12 protein-coding genes are annotated in these 17923 nt (G+C 45.4%); 5 read left to right on the top strand and 7 right to left on the bottom strand.

All coding sequences use genetic code 11. From position 1 onward, the window contains the following. Positions 1–48 precede the first annotated feature (48 nt). From L1N97_RS05780 to L1N97_RS05765, 4 genes are all read right to left on the bottom strand, one after another. Positions 49–1416: a M28 family metallopeptidase gene (locus L1N97_RS05780; RefSeq protein WP_236129118.1), complete on the bottom strand. Its 1368-nt coding sequence runs from the start codon at positions 1414–1416 to the stop codon at positions 49–51. Between the two features lie 142 nt (positions 1417–1558). Further along, positions 1559–1801, bottom strand: coding sequence for a DUF1289 domain-containing protein (locus tag L1N97_RS05775; RefSeq protein ID WP_236129117.1), 243 nt, complete (start codon positions 1799–1801; stop codon positions 1559–1561). 75 nt (positions 1802–1876) lie between these two features. Continuing rightward, positions 1877–3016 (bottom strand): dicarboxylate/amino acid:cation symporter, encoded by a 1140-nt coding sequence (locus L1N97_RS05770; RefSeq protein WP_236129116.1) that lies wholly within the window; start codon positions 3014–3016, stop codon positions 1877–1879. A gap of 87 nt (positions 3017–3103) precedes the next feature. Continuing rightward, entirely contained in the window at positions 3104–5956 is a 2853-nt protein-coding gene (locus L1N97_RS05765; protein ID WP_236129115.1) for a bifunctional diguanylate cyclase/phosphodiesterase, read from the bottom strand. Positions 5957–6213: 257 nt separating this feature from the next. On the opposite strand from L1N97_RS05765, the gene L1N97_RS05760 reads away from it, so the two are divergent. The 3 genes from L1N97_RS05760 to glmS all read left to right on the top strand — a co-directional run bounded on the left by L1N97_RS05760 (position 6214) and on the right by glmS (position 9699). Beyond that, a complete protein-coding gene (locus tag L1N97_RS05760) occupies positions 6214–6780 on the top strand; it encodes a DUF1439 domain-containing protein (RefSeq protein ID WP_226750641.1) in 567 nt (188 codons plus the stop codon). Between the two features lie 275 nt (positions 6781–7055). After that, a complete protein-coding gene (locus L1N97_RS05755) occupies positions 7056–7823 on the top strand; it encodes a DeoR/GlpR family DNA-binding transcription regulator (RefSeq protein ID WP_229586173.1) in 768 nt (255 codons plus the stop codon). 46 nt (positions 7824–7869) lie between these two features. Further along, a complete protein-coding gene (glmS, locus tag L1N97_RS05750; protein ID WP_226750639.1) occupies positions 7870–9699 on the top strand; it encodes a glutamine--fructose-6-phosphate transaminase (isomerizing) in 1830 nt (609 codons plus the stop codon). A 492-nt stretch (positions 9700–10191) separates the two neighbouring features. Here the strand turns inward: glmS and L1N97_RS05745 are convergent, their stop codons facing one another. The 3 genes from L1N97_RS05745 to L1N97_RS05735 are packed head-to-tail and all read right to left on the bottom strand — an operon-like array spanning position 10192 to position 12712. Continuing rightward, a complete protein-coding gene (locus tag L1N97_RS05745; RefSeq protein WP_236129114.1) occupies positions 10192–11196 on the bottom strand; it encodes a tetratricopeptide repeat protein in 1005 nt (334 codons plus the stop codon). A 5-nt stretch (positions 11197–11201) separates the two neighbouring features. Next, positions 11202–11903, bottom strand: coding sequence for a phage tail protein (locus tag L1N97_RS05740; protein ID WP_229586176.1), 702 nt, complete (start codon positions 11901–11903; stop codon positions 11202–11204). Beyond that, entirely contained in the window at positions 11900–12712 is an 813-nt protein-coding gene (locus L1N97_RS05735; protein WP_236129113.1) for a hypothetical protein, read from the bottom strand. Before L1N97_RS05735 ends, L1N97_RS05740 begins: the two co-directional genes overlap by 4 nt. Positions 12713–13289: 577 nt before the next feature. Here L1N97_RS05735 and L1N97_RS05730 point away from each other — a divergent pair. Then, entirely contained in the window at positions 13290–16247 is a 2958-nt protein-coding gene (locus tag L1N97_RS05730; RefSeq protein WP_236129112.1) for a TonB-dependent receptor, read from the top strand. A gap of 61 nt (positions 16248–16308) precedes the next feature. Next, complete coding sequence (locus L1N97_RS05725) at positions 16309–17916, top strand: tryptophan halogenase family protein (RefSeq protein ID WP_236129111.1); 1608 nt, start codon at positions 16309–16311, stop codon at positions 17914–17916. Positions 17917–17923: the final 7 nt, after the last annotated feature.

Raw genomic sequence — 17923 nt, 5'->3', positions numbered from 1 at the left:
GGTTACTTACTGTAAAAGCTTACCGTAAATGCTTAGGCTCATTGATGTTTAATTACCAAAGGAACCCGCTGCACCTGGAAAGACCACAGGGCTTTCAATGCCATCTTGGCTAACACTGGCTAAACCAAAAAAGTAGTTATCAATAACAACGTTTTCCAAGGTAAATTCGGTTACCTTGCCCACTTCACGGCTAAATTGCCAAGCTGAAGCGTCGGTGTAACGCCAGTAAATCTTATAACCTTTTACCAGTTTGTCTTCTTGTGGCAAGGGATCGGCCCATGACAAAGTAGTATTGGCGCTCACTGCGCCTTTAATCGTTACGTCGGCAGGTGGATTAGGTGCCCAAGATAAACTGGCTAAGCTAACGGCATTCAGGGCCGTTAGTTTTGCGGCATACGCAAAATCAACGCCATCAAGGGTGTCGCCATAAACGATGCCATTTTCGGTACGTAAATCTTGATGCTGGCGATCATAGTGCTCATTGGTTTCCATAATACGTACGGCTGGGTAGCCTAAATCGTTAAAAGGCCGATGATGACCACCACGGGCAAAACGATCTAACCGATAGACTGGCATCACATCTAAGTTAGTCATGTAGTTATCTGCGATCAAATCAATATAACGGGCAAGGTTACGCGTCGGTGAGTCGTTTTCACCGCCAGTAAAGCGGCGACTGCGCGCTTCGGCTTCGGTTTCGTTGGCCCGAGTGCCTTCAGCAAACACGCGCGCCGTGGTGTTGTCGATCACACCGTTAATTCCTGCGGTATTGCCAATCATATCGTTATTTAATACCGCTTTAATGCGCCAGCCTGCGTCTTTGGCTTGTTGTGCTAAGATTTTGCCGCCAAATAAGCCTTGTTCTTCACCGGCTAAAGCCGCATAAACAATGCTACCGTTAAATTGATATTGGCTTAATACGCGGGCGGCTTCTAACGTGCCGGCAACACCCGAAGCGTTATCATTCGCACCTGGCGCATCACTGGTAAAATCCATCACATCGGATACCCGAGAATCAATATCACCTGACATAATGACGAAACGATTAGGGTCGGTTTTACCGCGTTGGATGGCAATAACACTGACCACTTCCGTGGCATTGGGGATGCGTGCTTCACCGCTGATCACCCCTGTAGAATAAGATACTTCTAAACAGCCTCCACATTCAGCGGAGATTTTTTCAAATTCAGCTTTGATCCAGCGTCGTGCTGCGCCAATACCACGCGTATCCGATTCTGTTTCAGACAAAGTATGGCGAGTACCAAAACTCACTAGCTTCTCAATATCGCGTTTAATATTGTCGGCAGAAGGGGCTTCGGCAATCGCATGCAACATTTGTTGTTTATTATCATTTTGTTGAGCTTGTGCGGGTAAGGCTGCGAGTATCAAGGCAGCCAGATAAGTACGGGCAGTAAACATAATCGATCCTAGTTTGAGTCAACTCAGATTTACTATACAGCTTAGCTCAATACTTGGTTGTGATGCTTGCGGTCAGTTGCAGTATATCTGTGATGGTTTTTTTGCGGTTGCACGGATGGCAACACAACACGGTGTTTTACGCTTATTTACGCTGCGCTTTTGCCGCTTGCCATTCAGCTTGGGTGATGGGTGAGGTGGCGATGCTGTTGGCATCTTGTTGCTGATAGTGTTCGCGGCGTAAGGCGACTTTTTGCATAATGAATACTAGGTCGGCTTCACTTTGCCGATTCCAGTCGACAATTTCATTGATATGTCGGTAACAGCCAACGCACACTTTGTGCTCATCTAATTTGCAGCATGCCACACAGGGCGAAGAAATGGTCATGAACAGCTCTTTTACTGAAAAATATTAGGGTGTGTTTGATACCGGCACATCGCTTGGCGATATGCCGGTTTACGGTTAGTCGGCTTGGTCTACTAACACGGCAATAGCACCGTCGCCGGTGACATTACAGGCGGTACCAAAGCTATCTTGTGCCATATACAGGGCAATCATCAGGGCAATAGCGCCTTCGCCAAAACCGAGCATTGAACCAAGTAAGCCCACGGCCGACATCACTGCGCCACCAGGAACACCTGGCGCCGCCAACATCACCACACCTAAGGTAAGGATAAACGGCAGCATGGTAAATAAAGATGGGATCTCTAGATTACTCTTCATCATGATCACTGCCACAGCGCAGCTGACGATAGTAATGGTCGAGCCCGATAAATGCACCGTGGCACATAAGGGTACTGCAAAATTGGCAACGTCTTCTTTCACGCCATTATTTTTGGTGGCCTGCAGTGATACCGGAATTGTGGCCGCACTCGACATAGTACCCAATGCAGTAAAGTAGGCGGGCAACATGGTTTTGATTAGGCTCAGTGGTGATTTACCGGCTTTTAAACCTGCAGCAGTAAATAGCAATACAATCCATAACCAATGGAGAACCAAGGCTAAAACCAACACAATGCCAAAGGTTTTTAAGGTAACAAACACCGTACCTGCCGCCGCCATTTGTGCAAAAACACCTGCGATATAAAGCGGTAAAAAAGGAATGATAATTTTGCTCAATAACAGCTGAATAATATCGCGGCCTTGATCAGATAATTGCTTTAACGAAGTGGCTTGCGTACTAGCAATACCTAAACCAAATACAAAGGCGAGTGCGAGAGCAGTCATTACATTAAACACCGGTGGAATATTCATCTCGATATAAGGTGTTAAATTAACGCCATCAATACTGGCTAAATCGGCAGCTGCAGGCGCCAGCATCGGCACAACTATCGCCGCAACGATAAAGGCTAAGGTGCCGGCGCAAATCGTCGACAAATAGGCAATACCCAGCGTGCGGCCCAGTAACTTTCCTGAATTGCGAGGTAGAGCAGCGATACCACTGGTAATAAAAAATAAGATTAATAATGGGATGGTGAAAAATAACAGTTGGCCAAATAGGCCTTTAAAGGTCAGCAGCAGTTGCGTTAGCCAGTGCGGTGCAAACAGACCACACAACATGCCCAGCACAATGCCGGCAATCAGTTTTAGTATTAGTGCCATAGTATTCTCGTTCTAGTTATGAGGTATCCCTTGGAGTAGCGACCTGAGCATAACATAACTTAATATGTGCTCGCGAGCCGACCAGACTTATTCTATCGGCTCTGGCGGTACAAGTGGCTCGGGTTTACCAAATAAGTAGCCTTGAAACAAATCGCAACCTAAACTCATTAACATTTCATATTGTGCTTGTTGCTCAACGCCTTCTGCAACCACGTGCAATGACAACGACTTCGCCATGGCGATAATGGTTTTAACAATGGCTAAATCGGTTTCTTGCGTTAAAAACTCATGCACAAAAGATCGGTCAATTTTGAGAACGGTGATCGGTAGATTTTTTAAATAAATCAGCGAGGAATAACCAGTACCAAAATCATCAAGCGAAAAAGTGATACCCAGCTTGCTTAACGCCAGTAGTTTTATACGTGTGTTTTCCAAATCTTCATTAAGCATGCTTTCGGTAATTTCGAGCTCTAAAAGGTGGGGATCAATACCACTGTTTTGCACAATACTGCTGACAATCTCAACAAAGTTTTTCTGCACTAATTGTCGCTCGCTGACATTGACGGCAATGGGTAAAGGAGTACCTTGTTGTTGGAATACGCGTATTTGCTGACAAGCCGTTGTTAACACCCATTCGCCTATTTCATTAATAAGATATGAGTTTTCCGCTAAGGGGATAAAGTCGTTAGGTGAAATCAAACCAAATTCTGGATGAAACCAGCGGATCAGTGCTTCGTAGCTGACGATCTGACCTTGGCTATCAACTTTAGGTTGATAAAACAATTTTAGTTGTTGTTTGCTGATCGCTTGTTTTAACGATTGTTCTAACAGTTGTTTTTTTCGTAGCGTTTTGTGCATTCCCGGTTCGAAAAAGTACAGCTGGTTGCGCCCCATTTCTTTCGAGTGATACATCGCAAGATCAGCTGAAGACATTAAATCATCAATATTTTTCTTATTATCGTTAAACAACGCTATCCCAATACTGGCTGAAATTTGATAGTGATGCTGTTTCAACTCAAAAGGTTTGTTGATAATGTCTAATAACTTATGGCCTAACTGGTGGGCATCTTCCGTGGCTTTGGTTAGTTCATTGCTAGTGAATTGCGCTAACAAAATAAACTCATCGCCGCCTGGTCTCGCTAAGGTATCTTGCTCCCGAATCGCATGCTGTAAACGCTCGCTGAGTTGTCGCAATAGTTCATCACCATATGAATGGCCAAGGCTATCATTTAGTTGTTTAAAGTGGTCGAGATCAATAAAAAACAAGGCAGCGTAATGACCGCTGCGATCACTATGCATTTGTGCTTGCGCAGTGCGCTCGATCAAGAGGCGACGATTGGGTAATTTGGTCAGCGGGTCATAAAACGCCAATTGATGAATATATTGCTGATCCGCTTTTGCTTTACTAATGTCATTAAAGCTGGCGATATAATGAGTAACAGCGCCTTGCTGATCGGTTAAAGCATTGATAACGACTTGCTCAGGAAATATCTCACCGTTTTTGCGTTTATTGTAAATCTCACCTTGCCATAAACCGTTTTCACTTAGCGCTAGCCACATTTTTTTGTAAAAGGCGGCATCATGTTGCCCAGAGCTTAATATCGACGGTGTTTTGCCAACGACTTCATGGGCTTCATAGCCGGTAATAAAAGAAAAAGCTGGGTTGACTTTAATAATATGATTATTGGCATCGGTAATCATAATGCCTTCACGCGTATAAAACGCCAACGCGTTTACCTTCAGTTCGGCTTCCGCTAACATTTGCTGGGTGATATCTCGTACCGCTAAGACAAAGCGAGGCTTATTTGATTTGGCTTGGCGGCGTGCGGCAATCACTTGAAACCAGAAAACTTTGCCTTCGATCAGTAAAGGATAACTACAAGGCTCAGAGCGGCCTAACTGGCGCGCTTGTGCAATAGCCTTTTGACCTGCAATATAGGCCTCTTCTGGCATACATTGCGCTAAAGTTTTTCCTAAAAAATGCTCAGGTGGCAGGTACATGGGAACTTTATCGGTATTTTTAACCTGACAAAAGCGCTCTTCATCATCCACTTCAAATAACACATCGGGGATCGCCGCCAAAGTGGCAGAGATATCGGCTTCGCGTTCTATCAACGTTAAATAAGGTTTACTCAGCACTTCATGTAGCAGCGCACGGTACAAAAATAAATAAGCTGCAATTTTAAAAACATGGCCAACAGCATTAAAGGCGTCGTGCATATCAAGATATAAGGTGAAGTAAAACCCGCTACACACTAAGCACCACATTGCCGTATATAAAGCTGGCGCATAATAGTGAGCGTTTTGAGCATGGCCAAAGCGCATCCACAAGATGGTTAGAATATTCAAACTAATAAACAGATATTCCGCAGCAATTTTGGTGAGGGTTAGGCCTTGCTGTGGCACATAGACCGTGGGTAACGCTTTGGTGTGATAAAAAATAACCATATGCACTAACGCAATTATCGCTAAGGTTACGACCAGCATACTTACAAAGACGGCTTGTTTAATGGGCCGATTGGCTAGTGGCAGTACCGCTAAGAATAACGCTACAGCGGCGGTGAAGCGGGCAGCAAGCCAGAAATAGATGGTTTTTTGTGGGCCGCTGGGAGTGACATAGTCAGGCATGCCAGTAAAAGATAATAAATGCGATAAATCAAAACAAACTACCGCCAAAAAAGCACAAGCCAAGATGGCAGTGCGGATATTCATGCTGATCAGAATACGCTCAGCACTGACGGCAAAAATCATAAAGGCAAAACTAACGGAAATAATTTCTAAAATAGAGTGCAGCGGTAGGTAATTTATGTCGCTAATGCCAGGGATCAGCCGACTGACAAAAGGTGAACTAACCAAAATAATCAACGCGATTATTATGGGGATCGCGAAAATATTGGCATGTGAAATGCGATTAAACACCTTTTGCAGTAATGCAGTCATAGCCACCTAATTCTCATAGCTTTGCTTCAAGGCTAGCATAAGGTGGCGAAATACGTTTGATCTACTTCTGAAAACAGGCAAAAAAACTAAAACATCATGGAGTTTACCCTTGAACACTCGCGCTAACGCAAAGAAAAAGGCCTTTAAAGTTAAGAGGTGCTGATATTCAGCCTATACTAAGTTTAGCTAAGGTAAGGTTAATTAGAGCAAAGCCTATTAGCGAGGCTGCAACTTAACTCAATAAACAGGACAAAATAATGCGAAAAATAGGGTTGTTTATCTTAACGATTTTGCTGGTCGGTTGCAGTCAATTGGGCCAAATGCCGGTTTACTCTGTTTCTGAAACACAATTAGAGCAGATGATTAGCCAGCAAATCCCTGAATTAACGCGACAAGCTAATGTTGCCGGGATCCCATTAAAGCTGGCGGTCGACAGTATGGCCGTTAAAATTGGCCCAGATAATAGCGATTTGGTGCAAATTAACACAGCTGCTTCGGCAACCTTAAGCCTGTTCGGTTTAACGTATCCTGCCAGTATGCAACTGCAGGTTGAGGGGGCTCCTTATTATGATGCGGAACAAAAAGCCGTATTTGTGCGCTCAGTAAAATTACTCGACTCTTCGATTGAAGCTGCAGGCTACCGCGGTAACCTTACGCCGGTCACCAATGAGTTATTGCAGATAGTGAATCAATTTTTGGCGACTAACCCAGTTTATAAATTGGATACCAGCGATCCAACGGTAAAATTATTAACCGCACTACCGATAAATATGACCGTGCAACAAGGGCGAATTGCCTTTTTACCGGCGGGGAAAAGTCGTTAACAGCCATCGTTTCACGGCTAAGACAGAACAAAGTGGCAGATGGTCGTAAAAAAGTGGGGAGCCTAAGCTCCCCATAAATGCAGGACAACATTAACAACGACCAGAACATCCTTATCAGAGCAAGAGCTCACCTCCATCCGTTGATAGCGCAAACTATAAAACAACCTAAACACAAATGCAAATAATTATCATTAATATGTTTGGTTTTTTACTATTGCTTGCAAAAGCAGCAGAAATCGCTAGAATACCTTTCGTTTCGAAACTAAGTGAAAGAAATGAATAAACGTAACACACAACAGCGTCGGCATTTGATTGTCGCCCAATTGCAAAAACAGGGCGAAGTGACCGTTGAGCAGCTGGCGGAGCAATTTAACACGTCCGAAGTGACCATCCGCAAAGACTTAACTGCCCTAGAGGCGGCCGGCTTATTATTACGTCGATACGGTGGTGCAGTGCCAGTACCACAAGATTTTATTTCTGACAGTAGCTTAGCGAAAGTTTCAGAACGAAAGTTAGCAATTGCTAAAGCGGCTGCGACGCTGATTAAAGATCATTACCGAATTATTATCGACAGTGGCCGTACGACGGCGGCACTATTGCCAGAGCTAGTGCAAAAACGTGGCCTTGTGGTCATGACTAATTCATTAGCCATTGCCAATGCCTTGCGTGAGTTGGAAAACGAGCCGACGCTACTTTTAACCGGTGGTACTTGGGATCCGCAGTCTGAAGCATTCCAAGGCCAATTAGCCGAGCAAATGTTACGTAATTACGACTTCGACCAACTTTTTATTGGCGCCGACGGCATCGATTTAGCTCGCGGCACAACTACTTACAATGAGTTATACAGCTTAAGCCGAGTAATGGCTGAGGTCTCGCGCGAAGTCATCGTGATGCTGGAATCAGACAAGCTGGGGCGAAAAATACACAATTTAGAATTACCCTGGTCAATGATCAAAGTATTGGTGACCGACACCGGTTTATCCGCTGCTCAGGCCGCGGAAATAGAACAGCAAGGCGTTAGCGTGATCCGCGCAGCGTATTAAATAGCATTTTTGCGAACCCTTTTAGTTAATTTAACGGAGTAAGAATATGTGTGGCATTGTTGGCGCAGTAGCGCAGCGTGATGTGGTTGATATTTTAGTTGAAGGTTTGCGCCGTTTAGAATATCGCGGTTATGACTCGGCCGGCGTGGCGGTTGTTAACCAGCAAGGCGAGTTACAGCGTTTACGCCGTTTAGGTAAAGTAAAAGAGCTGGCCGATGCGGTGGCATTAGCGCCGGTGCTTGGCGGTACGGGTATCGCGCATACGCGCTGGGCAACGCATGGTGAGCCAAGTGAACGCAATGCGCACCCTCATATTTCTAGCAATATCATCGTGGTACACAACGGTATTATTGAAAATCATAACCCGCTGCGCGAAGCGCTTAAAGCGAAAGGTTATGTGTTTACCTCAGACACCGATACCGAAGTTATCGCCCACCTAGTAGAAGAAGAATTAAAGCAAGCTAGCTCACTGTTAGCAGCCGTGCAAGCAACGGTAAAACAACTGCATGGCGCTTACGGTACCGTGTTATTAGATAAAACCGATCCTAGCCGTGTAGTGGTAGCCCGTTCAGGTAGCCCCTTGGTGATTGGTTTAGGTATCGGTGAGAACTTTATTGCCTCTGATCAGCTGGCCTTATTGCCGGTAACCCGTCGTTTTATGTTTTTAGAAGAAGGCGATGTAGCAGAAATTACTCGGCAAAGTGTCAGTATTTTCGATAAAGACGGTAACGCGGTAGAGCGTGAAGTGCATGAATCCAACGTCAGTTACGATGCCGGTGATAAAGGCCAGTATCGCCACTTTATGCTCAAAGAAACTTACGAGCAGCCACAAGCCATCAATAACACCTTAGAAGGCCGTTTAAGCAATGACAGCGTGCTCGACGAAACCTTTGGTAATGGCGCAGCTGAGCTATTTAAAAAGGTTAAGCATATTCAAATTGTGGCCTGTGGTACCAGTTATCACTCTGGTATGGTGGCGCGTTATTGGTTGGAGTCGTTAGGCGGCGTATCTTGTAATGTCGAAATCGCTTCAGAATTCCGTTACCGCAAATCTTTTGTGCAGCCCAACAGCTTATTAGTCAGTATTTCGCAATCAGGTGAAACCGCCGATACCCTAGCCGCGCTGCGCTTAGCGAAAGAAGCCGGTTACTTAGGCAGTTTAACCATTTGTAACGTGGCGGGTTCTTCACTGGTTCGTGAATCTGACTTAGCCTTTATGACCCGTGCTGGCGCAGAAATTGGTGTAGCCTCTACTAAGGCATTCACCACGCAGTTAGTGGGGTTAGCCATGTTGACCATGGCGGTAGGTAAATACAACGGCTTAAGCCTTGAAAAGCAGCGTGAATTAACTCACGCCCTGAAAAGTTTACCTGCCAAGTTAGAAGAAACCTTAGCGCTGGCGCCACAAATTGAAGCTTTAGCCGAAGAGTTTGCTGACAAGCACCATGCGTTATTCTTAGGCCGCGGTGATCAGTACCCCATTGCGATGGAAGGGGCATTAAAGCTGAAAGAAATCTCTTACATTCATGCAGAAGCTTATGCGGCGGGCGAGTTAAAACACGGCCCACTGGCGTTAATTGATGCCGATATGCCGATTATCGTGGTAGCGCCAAACAATGACTTGTTAGAAAAGTTGAAGTCGAACGTGGAAGAAGTACGCGCCCGTGGCGGTATCTTGTATGTGTTCGCCGATGCTGATGCGCAGTTTAAGTCAGACGCCACGATGCGAGTAATTAACGTACCACACACCCATGAATGGTTAGCGCCGGTAGTGTATACCCTGCCATTGCAGCTGCTGAGTTACTACGTTGCCATCATTAAAGGCACCGACGTAGATCAGCCACGTAACCTCGCAAAGTCTGTGACTGTTGAATAAATTATTGATTTATATAGTTTTTTGTCAGATGCAAACATAGTTGGAAAGTTACAAACAAAGTCGGAAAGTAACAAACAAAGTTGGAAAGTAGAAGGGGCTCAGTGAGCCCCTTTTTAATTATTATCGAATGAGTTAATGTGATGCATAAGCTAAGCATTATTGATAAACCCGCTCCAAATTAGCGGTATTCATTTTATGAAACGACGATGAGATAAACGGGCTAGCCTTTTAGCTGCGTTAAGCTGAAATGATGAAATCATAAATAAATATCAGAGCATGCTTTTAGCGAATAGCAGCTGTTCAGATCAGAGGCTCCCGAAAAAACGAAACTCTGCTTTGCCCTCTTTACAGACATTCGATTTTTCGTGAACCCATTAAATTATCTCTAATCGTGTGGCCAAACTCAGTGTACCACTACAAAGTACTTTCTTATCAAACCTATCATGCATGCTTTCAATAGTCTGGCGGTTACACTCGCTGCTAGGAGGTAGTTTACTCTGATAGATGCAAGGTAATAGGCTGCACTTTTTTTAACTGTTCTCGCGTTTTTAGCTGCAGCACCTCTTGCCCGCTAGGAGAAATAAATAAGCTGATGTGCTTAAGTAAGGTATTCGCTTGAGTATAATTTTGATGGGCAGGTGGCAACTGTTGTATCGCAGCAAAGGCCCATACATAAGCTTGGGCCAACAGTGTGGCTTTATGCTTGGCCAATTGTTCAGTTTGTTGCTGCTCGGCTGCTGTTTGATATTGTGCAAAATATAAAGCTGCAGTCGGCAGATAGGCTGCAACTACTCCGGCTTTGGCAGCAGTATGATACCACTGCAATGCCTGCTGAGTGTCTTGCGGGGCAACTGTTCCTGTATCATAAAATTGTGCCAGATAATAAGCCGCTTCCGCATTGTGGTTATTTGCCGCTTGGTCAAACCAATACATAGCCTGGGTAGCATCTTGCTGTAGCACTTGGCCTTCAAGTAGCCATTTTGCCAGTTGCAACTGAGCCGCTGTTGCGCCAGCGACTGCTGCCTGTTGACATAACTGCACGCCTTTATAGAGATCTGGCGCTACGTATTTTCCCTCAACCAGCAGTTTACCCATTGCACAGCCAGCAGAGAGAACGCCTGCTTGATAAGCTTGTTCAAACCAGCGAAACGCCAAGCGCTGCTCTGCTGTGGCAAAATGGTCATGCCAATAACAATAACCCAATTGCTCCTGTGCCACCGGGATCTGATTTTCGGCCGCCAGTCTAAACCAATCGCAGCTTTGTTTTGGTGATACATTAACGCCCCAACCCAATTGATAAAATAGACCAAGGGTAAATTGTGCTAGGCCATTGCCCCGCTGCGCCTGCTCTGTAAAGAGCGGGCGCGCAGAAGTGTAGTCACCTGCTTCGAGCAATAACTGCGCGCTATGCAAAGGCGCTGACCAATCTTTTTCTGTTGCTGCAGTTACACTCACTGAAGTGAAAAATATAAGTAGTAAAGCGTTTTTTAGCAGCATAGGTATTAGTTGCGTGATGGAAATATACCTTGTAGTGCGATAATCCAGTTAATTGCCAGATAAGGGTCGCGTACGTTTAACGGCTGACTACCACCGGCAACATCCACTGTAGTGGTACTTTCAAATAGCATATCCAAGTTTATGTTAAGCGCAATCGACTCAGGGTTTAGCTCTACATTGGGTGCGCCATCATTATAAATATTATCGCGCCCAGGGCTATTTGCTAACACTTTGCCAGTAGGCGTGTTCGAATTTGATGTTGCCGCTAAGCCTTTTAATACTGCGGTGCTGGCAGAGCTATCCATACTCAACAACTGCACCGTCGTGCTCGCAGTGTGGTTGTGCTGCGGCAAATGTCCAAGCGTTAAAGTAACCGTTTCTTGTCCACCTCTTTGCCCCAATTGCATACTGCTTAAACCTGGCCCATTGCCGGCCCCTATCAGCGCCCGGCCACGGGTATCTGGCAGAGCAAAAGTCGTCCGTCCATCACCGCCGTATGTCGTGCCTAACAGGGAGAACAATGCTGTGTTTTGGCTTATAGCCAGTAATTGGCCCTGAGCTAACGCAAAGCCACGTGGGGCAAAGTTGCCGGCAAATACACACATTGATCCCAGCATTGGCTCATAACCGCAAGCATTAGCCTTGGTGGATACTACTGATGCGCTTACAGCAAGGGTTGCTGCTAAGGCGATACATTGAATTTTCATGGTAGTTTCCTTAATTGACGTTGAGCAAGAAAAAACAAACCCAGTAAAAACAACCAGCCTGTTGCTGGCAATGGGACTTGTTGTGGAGGGGTATTTAAAGAGCGTACAGCAGAAAGTGAAACGTTAGCGAAGCTATTAGCTGCAAAGCTACCTGAATTAATAAATTCCTGACCAACTAACTGTAGCTCTCCTCTAAAACTGCTAGCTGCCCCGGCGCCCAGCAAGATATCAAACCCAAAGCTGCCATTGTCGCTTTGAGTTACACCAGAAGTGCCGGTAAAAGTACCGTTTTTTTGATCGCCGAATAGGGTATCTGTTGCTAGATCAGAGAAGAAAAACTCATTGTTACTGTCATCGAATAATAAGATTTTCGATTCAGCAAAAGCATCAAGACCTGACGCTGAGGTTAAGTTGTCGAACAACAACACGAATGACAGTAAATAAGCATTGGTTAGTGAATTGTTTTGCAACGCAAAATTAAAATCAAAAAAATAGCCTTCAGCTAAACTATCTGCCCCAGCTAAAAGATTCGTGTTGATAGCAATACCATCATCTAGGGTCGTTAACTGGCCTGTTAGCGGATTACCCCCAGTAACTGCAGTATCAATAACCGTTGACTGGCTTAACACGCCACCCAGCAGGATAGATAAAGTACTATTGTGATTTACAGCTCCGAAACCGGGAATGGAATCACTGGCAAAGCTATTAGAAGCAGTAACAGAGAGATCTAGCGGGATGGGAGCAGCAGTGAGTTTAGGTATAAAACATACAGAAACAAACAGAGATAGAATAAAAAGTAACCTATTCATCAGATGTGCCTTATATTGGAGGGAAGGACTACAAAGTTTGCATATTTTAAGCCACTAATAAAAATGTATTTTTATCAGGTGCATAGGAAAATTCCGCTTAAAAAATAATCAGTGATTGTAAAGAAAGCTGACGCAATCAAAGCAACAAACACACTAAATACACGCCTAAACCGAGCAAGTTCAACGTGCCTTTAAAACGTATCTCGCCAAAGAAAACATAAAATACGTAAAGCTATTGCCTAATTTTTTATTGCAATGCAGCCATTGCCGCAAAGTTAACCGTGATCTGCTAAAGCCCAAGCGATCCCCAACAACACACTGCACAATAATGGCGCACCAATACTGCCTAAGTACGCCACTTTCCGCTAAAGCAACGCCAATACTCACCTTTCAATGCACCTTAAGTGCACTTTAGTTGCCACACTTTTGTGCATCTTTTTGCTGGTCTGTCTTGACGGCGAAATGTTAATCAACTAACTTGTGTAAGCGCTTACATTTTTGTGCCTGCAAATGTCATTAAAATGTAAGCGAAGCATATAATAAAATGGCAAAAATACAGGAAACACGGGAGAAAGGTATGAATCAAACACGTTTCAAGCTGTCGCGCATAGCGATGAGTTTGTCACTGATCACAGGCGCCGGCATGATGGCACCTGGTTTCGCGCAAGAAGCCGCTGCGGACGAAAACAGTGATATAGAAATAATTCAAGTTTCAGGCATTCGTGGCAGTTTAGTTAAGTCGATGGATGTGAAACGAAGCTCTGTGGGCGTGGTTGATGCCATCTCTGCGGAAGATATTGGTAAATTTCCAGACACTAACCTTGCAGAATCACTGCAACGGATCACCGGTGTGGCGATTGACCGTTCAAACGGTGAAGGTAGCCGTGTTACGGTGCGCGGTTTTGGGCCAGACTTTAACCTCGTTATGCTAAACGGCCGGCAAATGCCTGCTTCATCACTGGAAGCAACGTCAGCATCATCTTCTCGTTCGTTCGATTTTGCCAATATTGCCTCTGAAGGTATTGCTGGCGTTGAAGTGTATAAAACAGGCCGAGCCAGTATCGCTACTGGTGGTATGGGCTCAACCATTAATATTTTAACGACCAAGCCATTAAATGCCCCAGGCGAGAAAGCCAGCTTTGGTATTAAAGGTGTAATGGATCAATCTACTGATGAAGGCGCCAGCATTACGCCGGAGTTATCAGGTTTATATAGCAACACTTTCGATGACGATAAATTTGGTGTGGCCATCAGCGGCTCATACCAACAGCGTGATAGTGGTAACAAGCAAGCTAATAGCGGTGGTTGGCGTACCTATCCTGGCTTTGTAACTGGTGGCGATTGTAATGTTGGTAATGCGGATTGGGGTGGATTATGTCCTGCTAGCCCTAATGCTATTGAAAATTATCCATCTGCAGACTCTATTTACTCAGTGCCACAAAGCTTAGGCTTTGCCTTCCATGAAGTGGAAAGAACCCGTACTAATGGCCAATTGGTTTTACAATATCAACCCATTGAAGCCGTTAGAACAACTTTAGATTTCACTTATTCAAAAAACGAAGTATCAGATCGTTACAATGACGTGTCTGCTTGGTTTAACTTCGGCCCTTCGTCAGGTGTATGGAGCGATGGCCCAGTAGCAGCACCGATCGTCTATTCTGAAGCCTTTGGTGCGCCGGGCGATTTAGCCATGGGCGGCGGACAGTTCTCAACCGTAAACGAGAATAAATCTTTAGGCTTCAATGCCAATTGGCAAGTGAATGACAACTTGAAACTAGAGTTGGACTATCATAACTCGTCAGCTGATTCGAGCCCCAATAGCCCCTTTGGTAGCAACAACGTTATTGGTATGGCGACTTTCGTGCGTACTCTAACTACCGCACGTTTTGACACCGACTTGCCCACTTTAGCCATTGGTTATCCTGCTGGCTTTACCGGTATTCGCGGTGAAGATATGCGCGTGACCGGTAGCTCATTCCGCAATAGCCAAATGCGCAGTGATATCGACCAACTGCAACTTCGCGGTAACTATACGTTTGACGATGGCATCTTAAACAGCATCGACTTCGGTGTAACAAGCTCTGAAACCAAAAACCGTTCAGCGTTCTCTAACGTGCAACAGGATAACTGGGGTGGTTTAGGTGCAGCGGGTGATATCGACCCGTCAGTGTTCAAGCTTGACCAGTTAGGCGATAACTTCAACGCTTCTACCAGCAGCGATATGTTAAAAGAGTTCTTCCGTTGGGACTTTAATACCATTCGTCAAATTGCCAATGATAAATACGGTGCTTTAGGTGCAGTAGGTGATTGCGGTACGTCGTTCTGTGCATCATCTAACATGACCACGGACCGCCGCACTACGGAAGAGCAAAAAGCAGCCTATGTACAGCTTAATTTCTCCGGTGAAATTGGCGAGCGGTTTTATGGTTTAACCGCAGGTGTGCGTTACGAAAAAACTGATGTCACCTCAAGTGCCTTAGTACCTGTTTACAGTGGTATTGCTTGGGCGGCTGACAATGAGTTCAACTTGATCAGTACCGGTGAAAGTGACTTTACAAATTTAACTGGTGAGTACAGTAATGTATTACCTAATATCGACTTTAATATCGAAGTCGTTGAGGACGTGATTTTCCGTGCCTCGGTCAGTAAAACACTGGCGCGTCCAAGTTATGCCGATATTCAAGGCGGTCAAACCATTAATTCTTTAGTGCGGATTGACGGTGGTACCGGAGCACGTGGTAACCCTGGCTTAGACCCGTTTGAGTCTACCAACCTAGACTTATCTTTAGAGTGGTACTACGGTGAAGGCAGTTATATGGCGGTGGGTTACTTCACCAAAAAAGCCAAGAACTTTATCGGTAGAACGATTGTAGAAGAACAAACCTTTAACTTACCGCACCCAGCGCAAGGCCCACGTTATGCTGAAGCCGTTGCTGCAGTTGGCAATAATCCTTCAGCGATCCGTAACTACATCAGAACCAATTACCCTAATACGGTTGATGCAAACGGCTTTATCTTAGGTGTGCCAGGTGATACGCCAGCCACCTTTGATATAACCATTCCGGTTAACCAAGATGACGCTAAGTTAAATGGTTGGGAGTTAGCGGTTCAGCACCTATTTGGCGAGACCGGCTTTGGTGTAATTGCTAACGCCACCTTAGTTGATGGTGACTTTGAGTATGACAACTTTAGCCGTGGCGAGCAGTTTGCGTTGCTCGGTATGAGCGACACCTATAACTTAGTGGGGTTCTACGATAAAGACGGTTTCCAAGCGCGTATTGCCTATAACTGGCGTGACAAGTTCCTTGCCTCCACAGTGAATACTTTAGGTTTGCAAAACCCTATTTACGTTGAAGCTTATGGACAGTGGGATGCGAGTGCCAGCTATGATTATACCGAGAACTTAACGTTCTTTATTGAAGCCATTAACTTAACTGACGAGTCGGTACGTTCTCATGAACGTAATACACTGCAATTAGTGAATTATACTGAAACAGGTCGTCGTTTTGCCATCGGTGCGCGTTATTCGTTCTAAGATGTTGTTGTCCTGAAATAAGTAGCCATCGTAAGATGGCTACTTTTTACAAGAAGTAGTTATGATGCAAGCAAACGAGTTACTCGCAACGGATAAACCAGCAACCACTGAAAATAAACAGCCTTTTGTTAAAGGGCAGGTGGATGTTGTGGTTGTCGGTGGTGGTAGTGCGGGTTGGCTTACTGCCGCTATCTTAGCTGCAGATCATCAAACAGACCCACATGTAAATATCAGTTTGATCGAGTCTGCCTCTGTGCCCACCATTGGTGTTGGTGAGGGGACTTGGCCTTCAATGCGCGCGACATTAGCGCGAATTGGAATTTCTGAAACAGAATTTATTCTCAGCTGCGATGCCAGCTTTAAACAAGGCAGTGTGTTTCGCCAATGGCGTAGCTCATCGCCGCAAGATTGTTATTACCATCCTTTTACGCCGCCAGTAGCGGCCAATGAGCTAGATATTGCTGACTTTTGGTTTAGTCATCATCAGCAAGTCGAGTTTGCCGCTGCCGTATCTAGCCAGCCTGCCGTGATTGCTGCGGGTTTAGCCCCTAAACGCATCGCGACTCCAGAATATGCCTTCTTACAAAATTATGGCTATCACCTCAATGCGGCAAAGTTTGTTGCCTTACTAAGCCAGCATGCCAAACGGCTTGGGGTGAAGCATATTGTGGATGATGTTGTTGCTGTGCAAAGCCACACAGATGGCCGTGTGGCGGCGTTACAAACTGCTGAGCATGGTGCTTTAACCGGTGATCTATTTGTGGACTGCTCGGGGTTACAGAGTTTACTTATCGGCCAGCACTATCAAACCCCCCTGGTCAGTGTGCAAAACTGTTTGTTAAACGACAGTGCCTTGGCAGTGCAAGTGCCTTACGACGATGAACGCACGCCAATTGCCTCTGCAACCTTGGCCACTGCCCAATCACAAGGTTGGGTATGGGATATCGGCTTACCGACCCGTCGCGGTGTCGGTTTTGTGCATCACAGTGGTCATACCGGCGAGGATCAGGCGGTCAGCACGCTTGCGCAGTACCTGCAATTATCAGAGCAGGCATTTACAGCCCGCTACCAGCCGAGGCTTATTCGGTTTACGCCGGGCTATCGCCAACAGTTTTGGCGGCACAATTGTGTGGCAGTCGGCATGGCGGCAGGCTTTATTGAACCGCTGGAAGCGTCAGCCTTGGTGATGGTTGAGTTATCAGCCAAGTTTATTAGCGAGCAATTGCCACGCAGTTTGGCACAACAGGCCGTGATCGCTGAGCGCTTTAATCAAACCTTTAGCTATCGTTGGCAACAAATCGTCGAGTTTTTAAAGTTGCATTATGTGTTGTCAACACGTGATGATAGCGATTATTGGCTGGCCCAGCGTGCCGACAACTCGATACCTTCGTCACTGCAAGAAAAGTTGATGATGTGGCAACAATTTGTGCCAAGTCGTTATGATTTACCGATGGCTGAAGAATTGTTTCCGGCTGCCAGTTACCAGTATATTTTGTATGGCATGCGACATTTACCTAGTAGTGAGCGGCCAATAAAGGCAAGCTTAGGATTACGTGCTAACCAAGCGTTTGCCGAAGTACAACAAAAAACACAACAACTCAGAGCGGGCTTGGTCAGTAATCGCGAATTATTAAACCAAATTAAAGCTCATGGCTTACAAAAGATTTAAAGGGGAG

It is taken from the genome of Rheinheimera sp. UJ63, assembly GCF_021568285.1.
GTDB lineage: Bacteria > Pseudomonadota > Gammaproteobacteria > Enterobacterales > Alteromonadaceae > Alishewanella > Alishewanella maricola.
Note: the sequence above shows the minus strand (reverse complement) of the source record. Positions and strands in the feature narration are given on the sequence as shown.